We start from the raw sequence: 13,486 nt of genomic DNA, 5'->3' as shown, positions 1-13,486 counted from the left end.
GTTCTTGTTTAGTTAGCCAATACCCGCGTCAAGTAGCTATTGTTATGATCTTTATAACAGAGTGTTTACTTAACGATATCTACCTGAGGGATAGATATTTCTCTAATATTGTCAAAGCGTTTTCATGTACAGGTTCCAGTTCAGGAGTTAGCTATTAATGCAGCCGATTATTCAGGTGCAGAACTTAAATAAAACATACGATTCTGGCTTTACTGCTCTACGTTCGGTGAATCTTGATATCAAGAAAGGTGAGATCTTTGCGTTGTTAGGTCCTAATGGTGCGGGCAAAACAACGCTGATCAGTATTATATGCGGAATTAGTCGTGGAACCTCAGGCACGGTTTTAGCGGGTGGTTTTGATATTGCCAAGGCTTACCGTAAAGCGCGAAGTAAAATCGGGTTAGTGCCTCAGGAACTTACCACTGATGCATTTGAAACGGTTTGGGCAACAGTCAATTTTAGCCGTGGATTATTTGGTAAAGCGCCTGATAAAGCTTATATAGAGAAAATTCTAAAGCAGCTTTCTCTGTGGGATAAACGCAATTCTAAGATGCTGGAGCTGTCTGGTGGCATGAAGCGCAGGGTGATGATTGCTAAAGCTCTGTCCCATGAGCCGGAGATTCTTTTCTTGGATGAGCCTACAGCGGGTGTTGATGTCGAACTGCGTCGTGATATGTGGGAGATGGTTAGAGAGCTGCGTGATAACGGAGTGACCATCATTTTGACTACTCACTACATTGAAGAAGCCGAAGAGATGGCTGATCGTATTGGAGTGATTCGTAAGGGTGAAATTATCCTGATCGAAGAGAAGGCGACACTGATGTCTAAGTTGGGTAAAAAATCCCTGCATATTCATCTTCAACAGCCGATGGACCAGATTCCTTCAGAGTTAGAGTATTTTAATCTGACTTTAGAGCAAGCAGGGGAATACCTTCAGTATGTTTACGATGCCAGTGAAAGTGAACAGGTTGCTGAATTGTTAGCGAAGTTAAATGAACTAGGGGTGGGTATTAAAGATTTGAATTCCTCAGAGAGTTCACTTGAAGATATCTTCGTTGAATTGGTACAGGAGTAAGTGATGAATTTTTACGGTATTCGAGCGATCTATAAGTTCGAAATGGCACGTACCTTTCGTACTCTGATGCAAAGTATTGCTTCACCTGTGCTTTCAACATCGCTCTATTTTATTGTTTTTGGTACAGCCATTGGATCCCGAATGGGGGAGATCGACGGTATTAGTTATGCTGCGTTTATCATCCCTGGGTTGTTAATGCTTTCACTTTTAAGTGAGAGTATTTCCAATGCATCATTTGGTATCTTCTTCCCCAAGTTTTCTGGGACGATTTACGAAGTATTGTCAGCACCGGTTTCACCTTTTGAGATCGTAGCAGGCTATGTCGGTGCGGCAGCAACGAAGTCGGTCATGCTGGGGTTATTGATTCTGGCCACGGCGAGTTTGTTTGTCGATTACACTATCTTGCACCCGCTATGGATGCTCTGTTTCCTTGTGATTACCGCTATAACCTTTAGTTTGTTTGGATTTATAATTGGTATCTGGGCGGATGATTTCCAGAAGCTGCAGATTATTCCTTTAATGGTGATTACACCGCTGACCTTTTTGGGTGGGGCATTTTATTCGATCAATATGTTGCCGGAGCCTTGGCATACCATATCACTGTTCAACCCTGTCGTTTATTTGGTGAGTGGTTTCCGTTGGGCATTTTATGGTGTTGCTGATGTGAATGTTGGCCTTAGCTTGGGAATGACCGTGTTGTTTATGCTGAGTTGCATGGGGATTATTGCTTGGATATTCCGTAGTGGCTATCGCATTAGAAGCTAGCCTGTAGTGATTAACGAATAAATCGATGTTCGGTGATAATATCCATCAGGGCATCGATTCCTTCCTCTTTAGACCCGCTGTTATCGATATACAAAGTGCCGGCTGGCATGTGATCCAAGAAATCAGCGTGGCGCTTTAAACGCTTTTCTATCTCTAAATCTGTTTCCCTACCGCGATTATGCAATCTATCCCTTAGTAGCTCGGTTCTAATATTAATCATCACTGGGATAAGAAAATTATACTGCTGCATTGCTATTGGAAGGTACTCGCGAGAGCCGTTAATAATGACGTTGAGTCCCGCTTTAACCCAGATCTCAACCTCTTTCCCTATTCCATACAAATGGTCATGAGAAGCCCAGTGCATAGCAAACATGGCGGTATCAACGCGTAGTTGAAATTCCGACTCAGTAAGGTGGATGTGGTTTTCTCCACCGGCATCTGCAGCCCGCGTGATGTACCTATGGGCGATAAATGCCTGATGGCTATGTCCTAAGCGTTGTCTACAGCCTTGTAGGAGAGTGTCTTTTCCGGAGCCCGAGGCACCCATAAGATAAAAAAGTTTACCGCTCATCAATTTTCCGATAGTGAGATTGCATATTTTTAGTTATAGCAAAGTGAATTTACTAAAGCTTTACCGCTTTGGACTCACTTCGGTATCGTTGAATGAATATGTCTGCTTTTGTATACCCTCTTTTAATTGATACATCTTTAAATTAACCTAGTCTGTTACAAGGTTATTGAATGCATAGGGGGATGACAGTGACGCTATTGAACCGTTTGGTGGTCTATTTCACTGTATTGCTTATGCTGCCTTATGCTCATGCTAGTCAGACAGTTCAACTTTACACGGTTGATTACCCCCCTTACACCATGATTGATGATAAAGGTGTTATTAATGGTATCGATGTGGAAGTCACGCAGGCGGCTTTTGCTGCTGTAGGTATTAATGCGGATATACAAACGGCCCCATGGAAGAGGATATTAAAGAGTATAGAGTATGGCCGCATCGCCGGTACGATTACCTGTTCTAAAAGAGCTGGAAGAGAGAGCTACATTTTATTCAGTGATGTTCTTAGTGAAGCGCACCAGGTTGCTGTAATAAGTGCAGATCGCAATGGAAGTGATATTAACCGCTTTATGGATTTAGCTAAGGTCAAAGTTTCAGTTGTCGATGGTTGGGGAATTCAAAAAGAACTGATACAGGCAGGTATTGTACATTCGGCTGTGCCTGACATAGACAGTGGTATTCGTTCTATCATTTTTCGTGATATTGACGTGTTTTATAACGGAGAATTGGCAACTCAGCATCGTGCGAAATTAATTGGGTTGCAAGATAAAATCAAAATTAAGCGGTTAAAGAGCCAAACTCCTCAGCAATATCATCTTTGTCTAAGCAATCAGTACCCAGAAGCGGAGCCTCTGATGGATAAATTTAATGAAGGCTTACGCTTAATCAAAAGCAATGGCCAGTACCAAGCTATTTACGATCGCTACCGTTAATGGCAAAACAGTATGTTATGAGCCTCAATTTAAGACGTAAGATTGCTTTCAAACAAGCACGCTTTATCTTAATTATTGCGTTGTTATTAGGACTGTTTTCTTCTGGTTTACAGATCTACTTGGATCTTCAGCAGGTGAGAAAAACTACTTCTGAGGATATCGCACGTATTATCAGTATGTATCGAGATACAGCGGCTCAAGCTGTTTACAATCTGAATGCATTTCAGGCGAATGAGATAACCTCGTCACTTGTTTCTTATCCCACCATTTATCATGCTCAGCTAATTGATGACTTTAGTGAAACCTTAGCAGAGCATCGAAGGGATCAAACTCGTAGTTCTAGTTTTCTTTCGATTTCCACCCAGCAGCTATTTGACCTGAACCGTTATATAGAGATGGAACTGGAGCTGGCTGCTGTTAATTCTGACAATGAAAGAGCTCGGCTTATAGTTGAGCTGGACACGATCTATGTGGCTAATAATTTAACTCATCGCGCTATCAACAGTTTGCTATTGGGCTTGATGCACAATGTGGTTTTAGCTGCGATTTTCTTAATTTTAATCTATCGATTCCTTTCTCGACCGATTGTAAAGACCGCAAAATGGGTAAACGAATTACGCTCAGGTGATAAAAGTTCAGCTTTGCCCTATACAGCAGAAGATGAATTAGGTGATTTGGTACGTAGTTTCTCAGGGCTTTGGAAAGATCGTGAAGCTGTTACCGATAAATTAACCGAGATGGTCGCTGAGCTATCTGAAAGTGAGCACTTTTCTAGATCGATTATGGATAACGCTGGGGACGCAATGTTTCTGTGTGCTCTAGATAGCACAATCTTCCGCGTTAATAACCAAGGTGCTCGTACTCTTGGATTAGCTAAAGAGCAGCTTTGTAATACAAAACTTGCGGATTACAGTAAGAATTACTCCTACGAAGAATACCAGCAGATGTGTGAAGGTATTAGTGAGGCCAAAGTTACCACCTTTGAAGATCTGCAAATTAATGCCAATGGCACAGTCTTTCCAGTAGAAGCGAGAGCCATTAAGCTAACACTTCAATCCCAAGAATATCTTCTGATCGTTGCTAGGGATATCTCCGTTAGGAAGCAAGCTGAAAAACAGATCCATGAGTTAGCGTTTTATGACACGTTGACGGGGCTACCTAATCGCCGATTGTATTTGGATAGGCTTACAGCCTCAGTCGAATTACACCAAGCGAATAATAGCTACGGTTCTGTTTTGTTCTTAGATCTTGATAGATTCAAAACAATTAATGACTCCCTGGGGCATGGTGTTGGCGATGAGTTGCTCAATAATATCGCGCAACGTTTAACTCATGTCTTACCAATCGAATCAACATGTGCCCGATTTGGTGGTGATGAATTCGTTATTCTCTTGCCCGAAACGGGAAGTTCTTCTGAGGTTTGTGCTGATGTATCTGCACACGTAGCGCAAGAAATGCTAAAAGTGATGTCAGAGCCATTCTGTATCGAAGGGCACACACTATATTGTACGGCTAGTATAGGTATTGCTGTATTCCCCGCTGCTGATGCATCGGCACAGGATATTATTCGGCAGGCAGATACAGCGCTATACCGTGTTAAAGCTATGGGGCGAAATGGCTTTCAGTTCTATGATCCTGAGATGCAATCTACGGCCCAAGAGCGCTTAGAGGTAGAAAAGGGACTTCATCAGGCGCTTATATCCAACCAATTTGTCTTGTGGTTTCAGCCGCAAATTTGTAAAGACGGTAATCTTATAGGAGCAGAAGCGCTTATCCGTTGGCAGCATCCAGAAAAAGGATTGATTTTTCCTGGTGGGTTTATTCAGGTTGCTGAAGAGAGCGGACAGATTGTTGAGATCGGCAATTGGGTTTTAAGAGAAGGGTTAAAGCATCTGGCCCAATGGCGATCTGATGGTTTACCAGAGAGTTTCCAGCGTCTCGCAATTAATATCAGCCCTATGCAGTTTATGCAGGTGGACTTTGTCGATCAAGTTATCCTGCTAATGGATGAATATGGTCTACCAGGCGATGCAGTTGAATTAGAAATTACCGAAAATATGCTGCTGAATAATTTTGAAGTAGCGAGCCACAAGATGAGCCTTTTGAAGGATAAAGGGGTTTCTTTTGCAATTGATGATTTCGGTACAGGTTATTCTTCACTTAAATATCTGCGAAACCTGCCACTGGATATTCTTAAAATAGATCGCTCATTCGTAACAGGCCTTAGACCAAAAACTGAAGAAGCTGCCATAGTTGAAGTTATTTTGGCGACTGCTGATAGATTAGGACTGCTGGTTATTGCTGAAGGCGTTGAAACCATTGAAGAAAAAGACACACTAGTTCAACTGGGGTGTGATTGCTTCCAAGGTTACCTGTTATCTAAACCGCTACCTGCTGATAAGTTTATTGAGTTTTCATCCTCCAACGATGTTGTCGTAATAGATTGAGTAATTAATGAGTGAGTTAAGCAAACAATTGGAACTGCTTTGGGAACAGGCTTCCGAAGCGCATACAGCGATTCAGCGGGATTTTTCAGATATCGATCCGCTTATTGGTGTGAGTCAAAATATGCGAAAGCAGGGTATACCTGCGGATGTTATGACGATCGATTGCTTACGAACCCGCAAGCGGATAATTATTATCTTGCATGATCAACAGCCCGATATTGTTAGTTACCAATTTGCGGGTATGGACTCTGATCCTGAAGGTGATTTTTACGCTTTAGCGTTTGAGAAAGTAACGGAAAAACAGATCTATCAATGGATCGCGGAGTATTTTAAAAATCCATTATAGGTGAACCGGTTATGGGTATCAGGCCAGTAGAAACTGGCCTGAGTGTGTTTTGTTAAGTGCGGTTGCCCCAAGGGTTTGAAGATGAGCGTTTGGGTCTGCGCTTTTTGTTGTTACCTTCAGACTGTGAATTTGGCTTCTGTCCTTTAGGTTTAGAGCTATTGCCTTTGTGTTTACCTGCACCTTCACTTGCTTTGTGCGATTTGTTTTTACCTTGAGGCTTATGCCCACGAGAATTTTCCCCTGAACGTTGACCGTCACGATGGCCTTTAGTCTGCTTGGGCTTCTTGTTGCTATTCGACTTCTTTCGAGCCGGTTTTTTGCTTAAGTCTGAGGCTGGCAGAGCGTGTTCCGGTTCGAAACCTTCGATGATCTCTCTGTCTAATAATTTGCCGATTAAACGCTCTATCGCGTGTAACTGATCAAATTCATCAGCACTTACCAATGAAACGGCTTGACCTGTTGCACCTGCTCGACCTGTTCGACCAATACGATGAACATAATCTTCAGGCACATTAGGTAGATCAAAATTAACTACTTGTGGTAATTGGTCAATATCAATTCCGCGTGCAGCGATATCCGTTGCAACTAGCACTCTTACAGAACCACTTTTGAACTCTGCTAATGCCTTGGTTCGTGCCCCCTGACTTTTATTACCATGAATGGCAGCAGCACTGATTTTGGCAGATTCTAACTGACGAACCAAGCGGTTAGCGCCGTGCTTAGTTCTGGAGAATACAAGCACTTGATGCCAGTCATTGTCGTTGATTAGTTGGCTTAAAATGTGCGACTTCTGTTTTTTATCTACGGGGCAAATCCACTGTTTAACCGTTGAAGCTGTCGAATTTGCAGGGGTGACAGAAATCTCTACAGGATTAGATACAAAGGCTTGGGCTAATTTTCTAATTTGTGGTGAAAATGTCGCTGAAAATAGCAGGTTTTGACGTTGTGAAGGTAAAAACTTCAGGATTTTCTTAATGTCATGAATAAAGCCCATATCCAACATGCGATCAGCTTCATCTAGGACAAGAACTTCTAGTTGACTAAATTTTACAGCGCCTTGATTGTGGAGATCAATCAATCGGCCGGGAGTCGCTACTAAAACATCGACCCCGCCTCTTAATTTGGCAATTTGTGGATTAATCTTTACGCCGCCAAAAACAACGGTGGAGCGTATGGCTAAATTTTTTGAATAGCTCTCTACGCTATCGTTTACTTGAGCGGCCAGTTCTCTGGTTGGAGTAAGAATTAACGCCCTCACGTGCCCGCGTTTAGCAGGAGAGCCATGGCTTAATTTTTCCAAAATAGGGAGAGTAAAGCCTGCAGTTTTGCCTGTACCTGTTTGTGCGGCAGCCATAAGGTCGTGACCTTCGATGACCGCAGGGATTGCCTGCTCCTGAATAGGGGAAGGTGTTGAATAGCCTTTGGCATCAATCGCATCAAGAATAGGGCTAGATAAGCCAAGCTCAGTAAAGTTCATATGTTATCTCTTAAGGAAAGCGTTCTTCGCGTGAAAACGTTCAGGTCGTTCTTTTTAAGAGCGACTTTTAACACGCAGTCATAGTGTTTGATTGGAGCTATGGGTATCACACTGAACGTTGTGAAACCTTAGGAGATAGGGGAGAACCGTACTACATTCCTGCTCTACAGGTAGCTCGTAGTACTCTTAAAAACGTAGTTTGCTTAAGATAATACGATACTAGGTAATCAATGCGCGGATATTAGCATTATAAGAGGTGCATAGCAGCTTAAACTTCGTTTTAGGGACTTTATCCTAGTGCGTGAATTACATCACCAGTGTTATTCATCATGTTGTGCTATTTGTCGGTCACAATCCAAATTGAAATTTAGGCATATTAATTGGCTCTTAATGAATTTAATCCGATTGTAGCAAAGGTTTTCATCATGCGGTTTTATGCCCGTTTGCAATTGAGTTAAGTTACTCCAATAGTCATATAAGTTGAATTCCTTTCATTTAATATGGTTATTTTTCTTTTTCGCTTGTATGTATTTTTTTCTAAACAAAAGCTTACGGCTAGACTGTTGTTGTAATCGTTTGAAAGAAATGCATTAGCTCTCCACTAATACACGGTCAGTCAGCACTCCAAAGCTGGGAATATGGAAATTTGTAAAGTGCATTAAGGGATTAAACGCATGAATAGCTATGTTGATCACCATAAAATTCTGATTTGTGACGATTCACTGACCAACGTTTTAATTCTTAGTAAGTTAATTGAAACTGAAGTTAGTAATACCTCAATCACTTCCTTGACGGATCCTCGGAAAGTTTTACCTCAACTTGAACAGCAAGACTTCGACCTAATTTTGTTAGATGTGAAATGCCAGGATTAAATGGATTTGAAGTTTTACATCAAATTCGCCAGCGCTGGGAAATGGATCAACTTCCAGTAATTATACTGACGGGTTCTACGGGAGCTGATCTTCGTAATAAAAGCTTATCAAATGGTGCAAACGACTTTATGAATAAGCCATTCGATCAAGCTGAAATTTGCCTTAGGGTAAACAACACATTAAAAATTGCTAATGCGCATAAGGTTCTTTCTTCCGAAAAAAGTAAATTAGAGTCACTTGTGCAAAACAGGACCCAAGAATTAGATAAAACGGTGGAGAACGTAATCCAATTATTGGGAATGATTGGGGAATATAAGGATACTGAAACAGCTAAACATGTCTTAAGGGTTGGTAAAATTAGTCGGATCCTCGCTCTGGGAGCAGGCTTACCTGCGGACCTCGCTTATATGCTTGAAAAAGCCGCACCGCTTCATGATATAGGCAAGGTAGGTATACCAGACCGAATTCTATTAAAACAAGGTCCTTTGGACGAAGAAGAAATGAGTATCATGAAGCAACACACTGAACATGGATACAATCTTTTGTCTGGCAACGATGCTCTAGTTATACAATTAGCTCGTAGTATTGCCGCTACACATCATGAACGCTGGGATGGGAATGGATACTTAAGAGGTCTTAGCGGAGAATCTATACCCATCGAAGGGCGTATTACATCTGTGGCTGATGTATTTGATGCTCTAGTAAGTGAACGGCCTTATAAGAAAGCTTGGTCATATGAGGATGCCACCGATTATATAGTAAAAGAATCCGGTAAGGCGTTCGATCCAAATCTCATTCTTATCTTTCAACAACACTTGGATGATATTATCCAAATTCAAAAAGAATTAGCTGATTGATTAAGGTTGAAGGCTAAAATCCATTTGAATTAATAGACAGACTGTAACAATAGATGACTCAAAACCTTAAAGCTTTATAGACATCGCAGTGCCTACCCCAAGATTAGAAGTTTGTTTTGTGGATCAATAATTATCTCAAGGCTATTGGAAAGACTGTAGGGTATAATTGATGCTCATTTTCCATTAATGCGCTTCACGCACCGTTTTTGAGGTATCTATGTCAAATGATTCTGGCAATCCAACACTAGAGCAGTTACAGCAATATAATGAAGAACAGCTCTATAGTTTTTTTATTGCCGAATCTGTAATTAATGAGCAGATTTGGATTTTGACAGATGAATACGGCTGCGTGATGCTCAATACGGATGATGAAGACTGTGTACCAGTTTGGCCATCACAAGAGTTAGCCCAAGCTTGGGCAACTGAAGAATGGAGTGAGTGTAAACCTGAAGCGATCAGTCTCTCAGTTTGGCATGAGCGTTGGACACCAGGTTTAGAAGAAGATGGTTTCGCAGTAGTTATTTGTCCGTTTGAAAGCCAAGATGGCATAGTTACTTATGCCGAAGAATTAGAGAAAGCCTTACAAAAAAAAGCAGCAAAATTAGCGCGTAAATAATCTATCTAATTCTAGCTGTATAAGGCTGTAGTTTCTCTCTATAGCCTTCCTTTCATTGAATATTTTCCATATTAAGAATTTTTCACTGGGCGTATACCTGCCTTTCTGGGAAAATAGTCCCTAATTTCATATTCAAGTAGCCTCGTTTTATGCCTCGTACCGCTCCTGACCTGTTTTCATACCCTAAATATTGGGCTGAATGTTATGCGCCAGCACCGTTTCTGCCGACTTCAAGAGAGGAGATGGATGCATTGGGGTGGGATAGTTGTGACGTCATCATTGTCACCGGCGATGCTTATGTTGACCATCCGAGTTTTGGCATGGCGGTGATGGGGCGAGTACTTGAAGCGCAAGGTTTCAGAGTAGGTATCATCAGTCAGCCTGATTGGACCAGTGCTGATGCTTTCAAGGAGTTAGGCCAACCGAATCTCTATTTTGGCATCACTGCTGGCAACATGGACTCTCTGATCAACCGTTACACTGCCGATAAACGTACGCGTCATGATGATGCTTATACGGCTGGTGGCTTAGGTGGTAAAAGGCCAGATCGTGCGGTGATTGTATATAGCCAGCGTTGTAAAGAAGCTTATCGTGAAACGCCTGTAGTGCTTGGCGGGATCGAGGCAAGCCTTCGTCGAATTGCTCAATATGATTACTGGAGCGATAAAGTTCGTCGTTCGGTTTTACTCGATGCGACAGCGGATATATTGCTTTACGGTAATGCGGAGAGAGCTATAGTTGAGCTTACGCACCGTTTAGCTAATGGCGAAACCATTGAAGAGATTCAAGATCTTCGAGGGACGGCGATCCTAAAAACAGCGTTACCTTCCGATTATATTGAGGTTGATTCAACCCGTATTGATTGGCCGGGTTACATAGATCAGCTACCAAATCCTTATGAATATACGGATGCGGCTACCTGCGATAAAAAAGACGCGTCTAAGGCCGATGAACCTCAACCTTTGCGTGTCATTCCAGCGCCACTAAAAGGTAAAGAGAAGCTAACTGACGAAACCTATATTCGCTTACCTTCTTTTGAAAAAGTATCTAAAGATCCGGCTTTGTACGCTCATGCATCGCGAGTTCTGCATCAGGAAGCAAACCCCCACAATGCACGCGCTTTGGTGCAAAAGCATGGCCATCGAGAGTTATGGGTTAATCCACCGCCAATCCCTTTAGAAACGGCGGAAATGGATAAGGTGTTTGGCTTACCTTATCAGCGTATTCCGCATCCGCGTTACGGTGATCAAAAGATTCCTGCATTCGATATGATTAAATTTTCGATCAATATCATGCGTGGCTGTTTTGGTGGTTGTACTTTCTGTTCTATTACCGAACACGAAGGACGTATTATTCAGAGTCGATCCCATGAATCGGTGATCAATGAGATCGAAGATATCAAAGAGAAAGTACCGGGGTTTACTGGTGCTATCTCAGATTTAGGTGGTCCAACATCAAATATGTACCACCTGAATTGTAATGATCCAGATATACAAGCGTCTTGCCGTAAGCTGTCTTGTGTTTACCCGACCATTTGTAAGAACCTAAATACCGATCATAGCCCTACGACAGAGTTGTATAGAAAGGCGCGTAAAGTTGAAGGTGTGCATACAGTCTCTATCTCCTCTGGTTTACGCTACGATCTCGCTGTAGAGGACCCAGAGTATGTGAAAGAGCTTGTGACTTATCACGTAGGCGGCTACCTCAAAATCGCGCCTGAGCACAGTGAGGATGGCACCCTCTCCAAGATGATGAAGCCGGGCATGGGAACTTACGATGCATTCAAAAAAATGTTTGATCGTTTCTCTCGTGAGGCTGGTAAAAAGCAGTATCTGATTCCTTACTTCATAGCTGCGCATCCGGGTTGTGAAGATGAAGATATGGTCAATCTTGCTCGTTGGTTGAAGAAGAATGAATTCAAAGTAGATCAGGTGCAAACTTTCTACCCATCACCTATGTCCTTAGCGACAGCGATGTATCATTCTGATAAAAATCCGTTGAAAAAAGTGACGTATAAGAGTGAAAAACTCTATACGCCAAAAAATACTGATCAGCGTAAAATTCAGAAAGCTCTGCTTCGATACCATGATCCCGAAAACTGGCCGCTATTGCGTCAGGTGCTTCCTACAATGGGACACGGTGATCTAATAGGGGAGCGTGAATCATGTTTGATCCCAGAGGAAGAGAAGAGCTCTAACTCCAATCGCAGAGGTGCAAATAAAAAGCCTGCAGTAAAATCCAAAGCTGCTGGTAAGCATAAGAATGCGAGCGCTAGACGACAAGATACCAAAGCGGGCAAATCATTTGCTAAGCCGGCTAAGAAACGAGTAGGTGGTAAGCCGGGTGGTAAGAAGCAAAGAATGAAGAGTGTAAAACCTCGTTAATAATGAAAATGTCATTTAAATGCACTAAGTGTGGTTTTAAATGTCAAAATTGTGCTGTTGTATATCAGGAGCATTGCTAGAATGGCAGTAAGGTTTAGTTGAGCTAAACGTTCATGCTAAGTTACCTAAATGTGGAACGTCTTGAGGAGGGTTGGTCATGACTACCGATAAAATACACCCTAAATTTACTGAAGCGATGGAAAAGCTCACTCAGATGAGTGAAGAAGAGAGATTATCTGAGGAAAATAAGGAGCTTTTTGAACAAGCTATGAATTATGCGCCTTTAGATATTCAGCCAAAATTAGCCGCTATTCGTAAAAAATATGACGAACTGCATTAATTTGAAAGAACTCCCAAAAAATGTCGCCTAAGCGGCATTTTTTATGTCAGTAATTTATCTAGCAGTTCATCGTCGATGAACTCATCTGCTGATTGGAGGTTGGAGGTGAACTCCTCATCTTCAGTTGCATCAAAGAAAAAACCGAATCCAAAACTATGGATAAAGGTTTCAAGTCCTTCTAAGCAATACTCTCGATATAAATCTACCTGTTCATTTAATTCGTCACTGTCTGTAAGTGCCGTCTCTTCTAACTGTTCTATTGCTGTTAAAACCCCTCGATTTAATGATTCATTGATTAAATTGATAAAGCGATCTAGAGATTGTTCTTCACTTAATTCAGGTAGTTCGTTTCTAAAAAGAGGGAATTGCTGAGTAATATACTCAAGTGTGGCAGTGGCAATTTCTTGGGGGCCAACATTACCTGATGGTGCTGGGTTAGATCCCAAAAAAGTATTGCCTGTTTCATTCTGGAGTTCTTGGCCTAATAGCATTATGACTTCTTCATAAACTTGCGCCAAAGGAGGATATAGAGCCCGGTCGGCTAAATTTGTACTGAAGTTAGAGTGCATATCTGGATAAGGGCTAAAGCTGGTTTGGTGTACCTGTTTATTGATATCTTGCAGTTGAGGTTCATTCTGCGGCGGTTTGTTTTTGGTCGATGTCACTTGCATAAGCTATCCGTCCGTTTTATTAATTTCTCCTTACATATAAGTATTAGACATCAGGCCCGATCGTGACTGATTTATATTCAATTTAAACGATCGTTTTTAAAAAAGTTTTCAGCATGAAAATTATTGGATTAGAACA

13 protein-coding genes are annotated in these 13,486 nt (G+C 41.8%); 10 read left to right on the top strand and 3 right to left on the bottom strand.

Annotated features, from left to right (window positions below; translation table 11 throughout):
* The first annotated feature begins 157 nt into the window (after window positions 1-157).
* On the top strand, window positions 158-1,075 hold the full coding sequence (locus ACMXYO_RS09660; RefSeq protein ID WP_415884919.1) for an ABC transporter ATP-binding protein: 918 nt from the start codon (window positions 158-160) through the stop codon (window positions 1,073-1,075).
* A 3-nt stretch (window positions 1,076-1,078) separates the two neighbouring features.
* Window positions 1,079-1,840 (top strand): ABC transporter permease, encoded by a 762-nt coding sequence (locus tag ACMXYO_RS09655; RefSeq protein WP_415884918.1) that lies wholly within the window; start codon window positions 1,079-1,081, stop codon window positions 1,838-1,840.
* A gap of 10 nt (window positions 1,841-1,850) precedes the next feature.
* On the opposite strand, the gene phnN is transcribed toward ACMXYO_RS09655, so the two are convergent.
* Window positions 1,851-2,411: a phosphonate metabolism protein/1,5-bisphosphokinase (PRPP-forming) PhnN gene (gene phnN / locus ACMXYO_RS09650; protein WP_415884917.1), complete on the bottom strand. Its 561-nt coding sequence runs from the start codon at window positions 2,409-2,411 to the stop codon at window positions 1,851-1,853.
* Window positions 2,412-2,593: 182 nt separating this feature from the next.
* On the opposite strand from phnN, the gene ACMXYO_RS09645 reads away from it, so the two are divergent.
* From ACMXYO_RS09645 to ACMXYO_RS09635, 3 genes are read left to right on the top strand one after another with little or no spacing between them, the layout of a single operon-like run.
* The gene (locus ACMXYO_RS09645) at window positions 2,594-3,340 is read left to right on the top strand and encodes a substrate-binding periplasmic protein (RefSeq protein WP_415884916.1); all 747 of its coding nucleotides are present in this window, start codon (window positions 2,594-2,596) and stop codon (window positions 3,338-3,340) included.
* Window positions 3,341-3,357: 17 nt separating this feature from the next.
* The gene (locus ACMXYO_RS09640; protein ID WP_415884915.1) at window positions 3,358-5,787 is read left to right on the top strand and encodes a putative bifunctional diguanylate cyclase/phosphodiesterase; all 2,430 of its coding nucleotides are present in this window, start codon (window positions 3,358-3,360) and stop codon (window positions 5,785-5,787) included.
* A 7-nt stretch (window positions 5,788-5,794) separates the two neighbouring features.
* A complete protein-coding gene (locus ACMXYO_RS09635) occupies window positions 5,795-6,133 on the top strand; it encodes a hypothetical protein (RefSeq protein ID WP_415884914.1) in 339 nt (112 codons plus the stop codon).
* 52 nt (window positions 6,134-6,185) lie between these two features.
* On the opposite strand, the gene ACMXYO_RS09630 is transcribed toward ACMXYO_RS09635, so the two are convergent.
* Entirely contained in the window at window positions 6,186-7,610 is a 1,425-nt protein-coding gene (locus ACMXYO_RS09630) for a DEAD/DEAH box helicase (RefSeq protein ID WP_415884913.1), read from the bottom strand.
* Between the two features lie 674 nt (window positions 7,611-8,284).
* Between ACMXYO_RS09630 and ACMXYO_RS09625 the strand changes: the two genes are divergently transcribed.
* The 5 genes from ACMXYO_RS09625 (at window position 8,285) to ACMXYO_RS09605 (ending at window position 12,679) form a co-directional block, all read left to right on the top strand.
* Entirely contained in the window at window positions 8,285-8,482 is a 198-nt protein-coding gene (locus ACMXYO_RS09625; protein ID WP_415884912.1) for a hypothetical protein, read from the top strand.
* The gene (locus ACMXYO_RS09620; RefSeq protein ID WP_415884911.1) at window positions 8,470-9,339 is read left to right on the top strand and encodes an HD-GYP domain-containing protein; all 870 of its coding nucleotides are present in this window, start codon (window positions 8,470-8,472) and stop codon (window positions 9,337-9,339) included. Before ACMXYO_RS09625 ends, ACMXYO_RS09620 begins: the two co-directional genes overlap by 13 nt.
* Window positions 9,340-9,556: 217 nt before the next feature.
* Complete coding sequence (locus tag ACMXYO_RS09615) at window positions 9,557-9,955, top strand: DUF2750 domain-containing protein (RefSeq protein ID WP_415884910.1); 399 nt, start codon at window positions 9,557-9,559, stop codon at window positions 9,953-9,955.
* A gap of 149 nt (window positions 9,956-10,104) precedes the next feature.
* Window positions 10,105-12,339, top strand: coding sequence for a YgiQ family radical SAM protein (locus ACMXYO_RS09610; protein ID WP_415884909.1), 2,235 nt, complete (start codon window positions 10,105-10,107; stop codon window positions 12,337-12,339).
* A 157-nt stretch (window positions 12,340-12,496) separates the two neighbouring features.
* Window positions 12,497-12,679, top strand: a complete 183-nt coding sequence (locus ACMXYO_RS09605) for a hypothetical protein (protein WP_415884395.1) — start codon at window positions 12,497-12,499, stop codon at window positions 12,677-12,679.
* A gap of 41 nt (window positions 12,680-12,720) precedes the next feature.
* Here the strand turns inward: ACMXYO_RS09605 and ACMXYO_RS09600 are convergent, their stop codons facing one another.
* Window positions 12,721-13,350 (bottom strand): DUF5610 domain-containing protein, encoded by a 630-nt coding sequence (locus tag ACMXYO_RS09600; RefSeq protein WP_415884908.1) that lies wholly within the window; start codon window positions 13,348-13,350, stop codon window positions 12,721-12,723.
* Between the last annotated feature and the right edge of the window lie 136 nt (window positions 13,351-13,486).

The organism is Neptuniibacter sp. QD37_6, from assembly GCF_047778085.1.
Taxonomy (GTDB): Bacteria; Pseudomonadota; Gammaproteobacteria; order Pseudomonadales; family Balneatricaceae; genus Neptuniibacter.
This window is presented reverse-complemented; position numbering and strand designations above follow the sequence as displayed.

Coding starts and splice junctions, on each gene's coding strand:
- ACMXYO_RS09610 (WP_415884909.1), top strand. CDS start 10,105: ATGCCTCGTACCGCTCCTGACCTGTTTTCATACCCTAAATATTGGGCT.
- ACMXYO_RS09630 (WP_415884913.1), bottom strand. CDS start 7,610: ATGAACTTTACTGAGCTTGGCTTATCTAGCCCTATTCTTGATGCGATT.
- ACMXYO_RS09625 (WP_415884912.1), top strand. CDS start 8,285: ATGAATAGCTATGTTGATCACCATAAAATTCTGATTTGTGACGATTCA.
- ACMXYO_RS09635 (WP_415884914.1), top strand. CDS start 5,795: ATGAGTGAGTTAAGCAAACAATTGGAACTGCTTTGGGAACAGGCTTCC.
- ACMXYO_RS09640 (WP_415884915.1), top strand. CDS start 3,358: ATGAGCCTCAATTTAAGACGTAAGATTGCTTTCAAACAAGCACGCTTT.
- ACMXYO_RS09605 (WP_415884395.1), top strand. CDS start 12,497: ATGACTACCGATAAAATACACCCTAAATTTACTGAAGCGATGGAAAAG.
- ACMXYO_RS09600 (WP_415884908.1), bottom strand. CDS start 13,350: ATGCAAGTGACATCGACCAAAAACAAACCGCCGCAGAATGAACCTCAA.
- ACMXYO_RS09660 (WP_415884919.1), top strand. CDS start 158: ATGCAGCCGATTATTCAGGTGCAGAACTTAAATAAAACATACGATTCT.
- ACMXYO_RS09655 (WP_415884918.1), top strand. CDS start 1,079: ATGAATTTTTACGGTATTCGAGCGATCTATAAGTTCGAAATGGCACGT.
- ACMXYO_RS09620 (WP_415884911.1), top strand. CDS start 8,470: ATGCCAGGATTAAATGGATTTGAAGTTTTACATCAAATTCGCCAGCGC.
- phnN (WP_415884917.1), bottom strand. CDS start 2,411: ATGAGCGGTAAACTTTTTTATCTTATGGGTGCCTCGGGCTCCGGAAAA.
- ACMXYO_RS09615 (WP_415884910.1), top strand. CDS start 9,557: ATGTCAAATGATTCTGGCAATCCAACACTAGAGCAGTTACAGCAATAT.
- ACMXYO_RS09645 (WP_415884916.1), top strand. CDS start 2,594: ATGACAGTGACGCTATTGAACCGTTTGGTGGTCTATTTCACTGTATTG.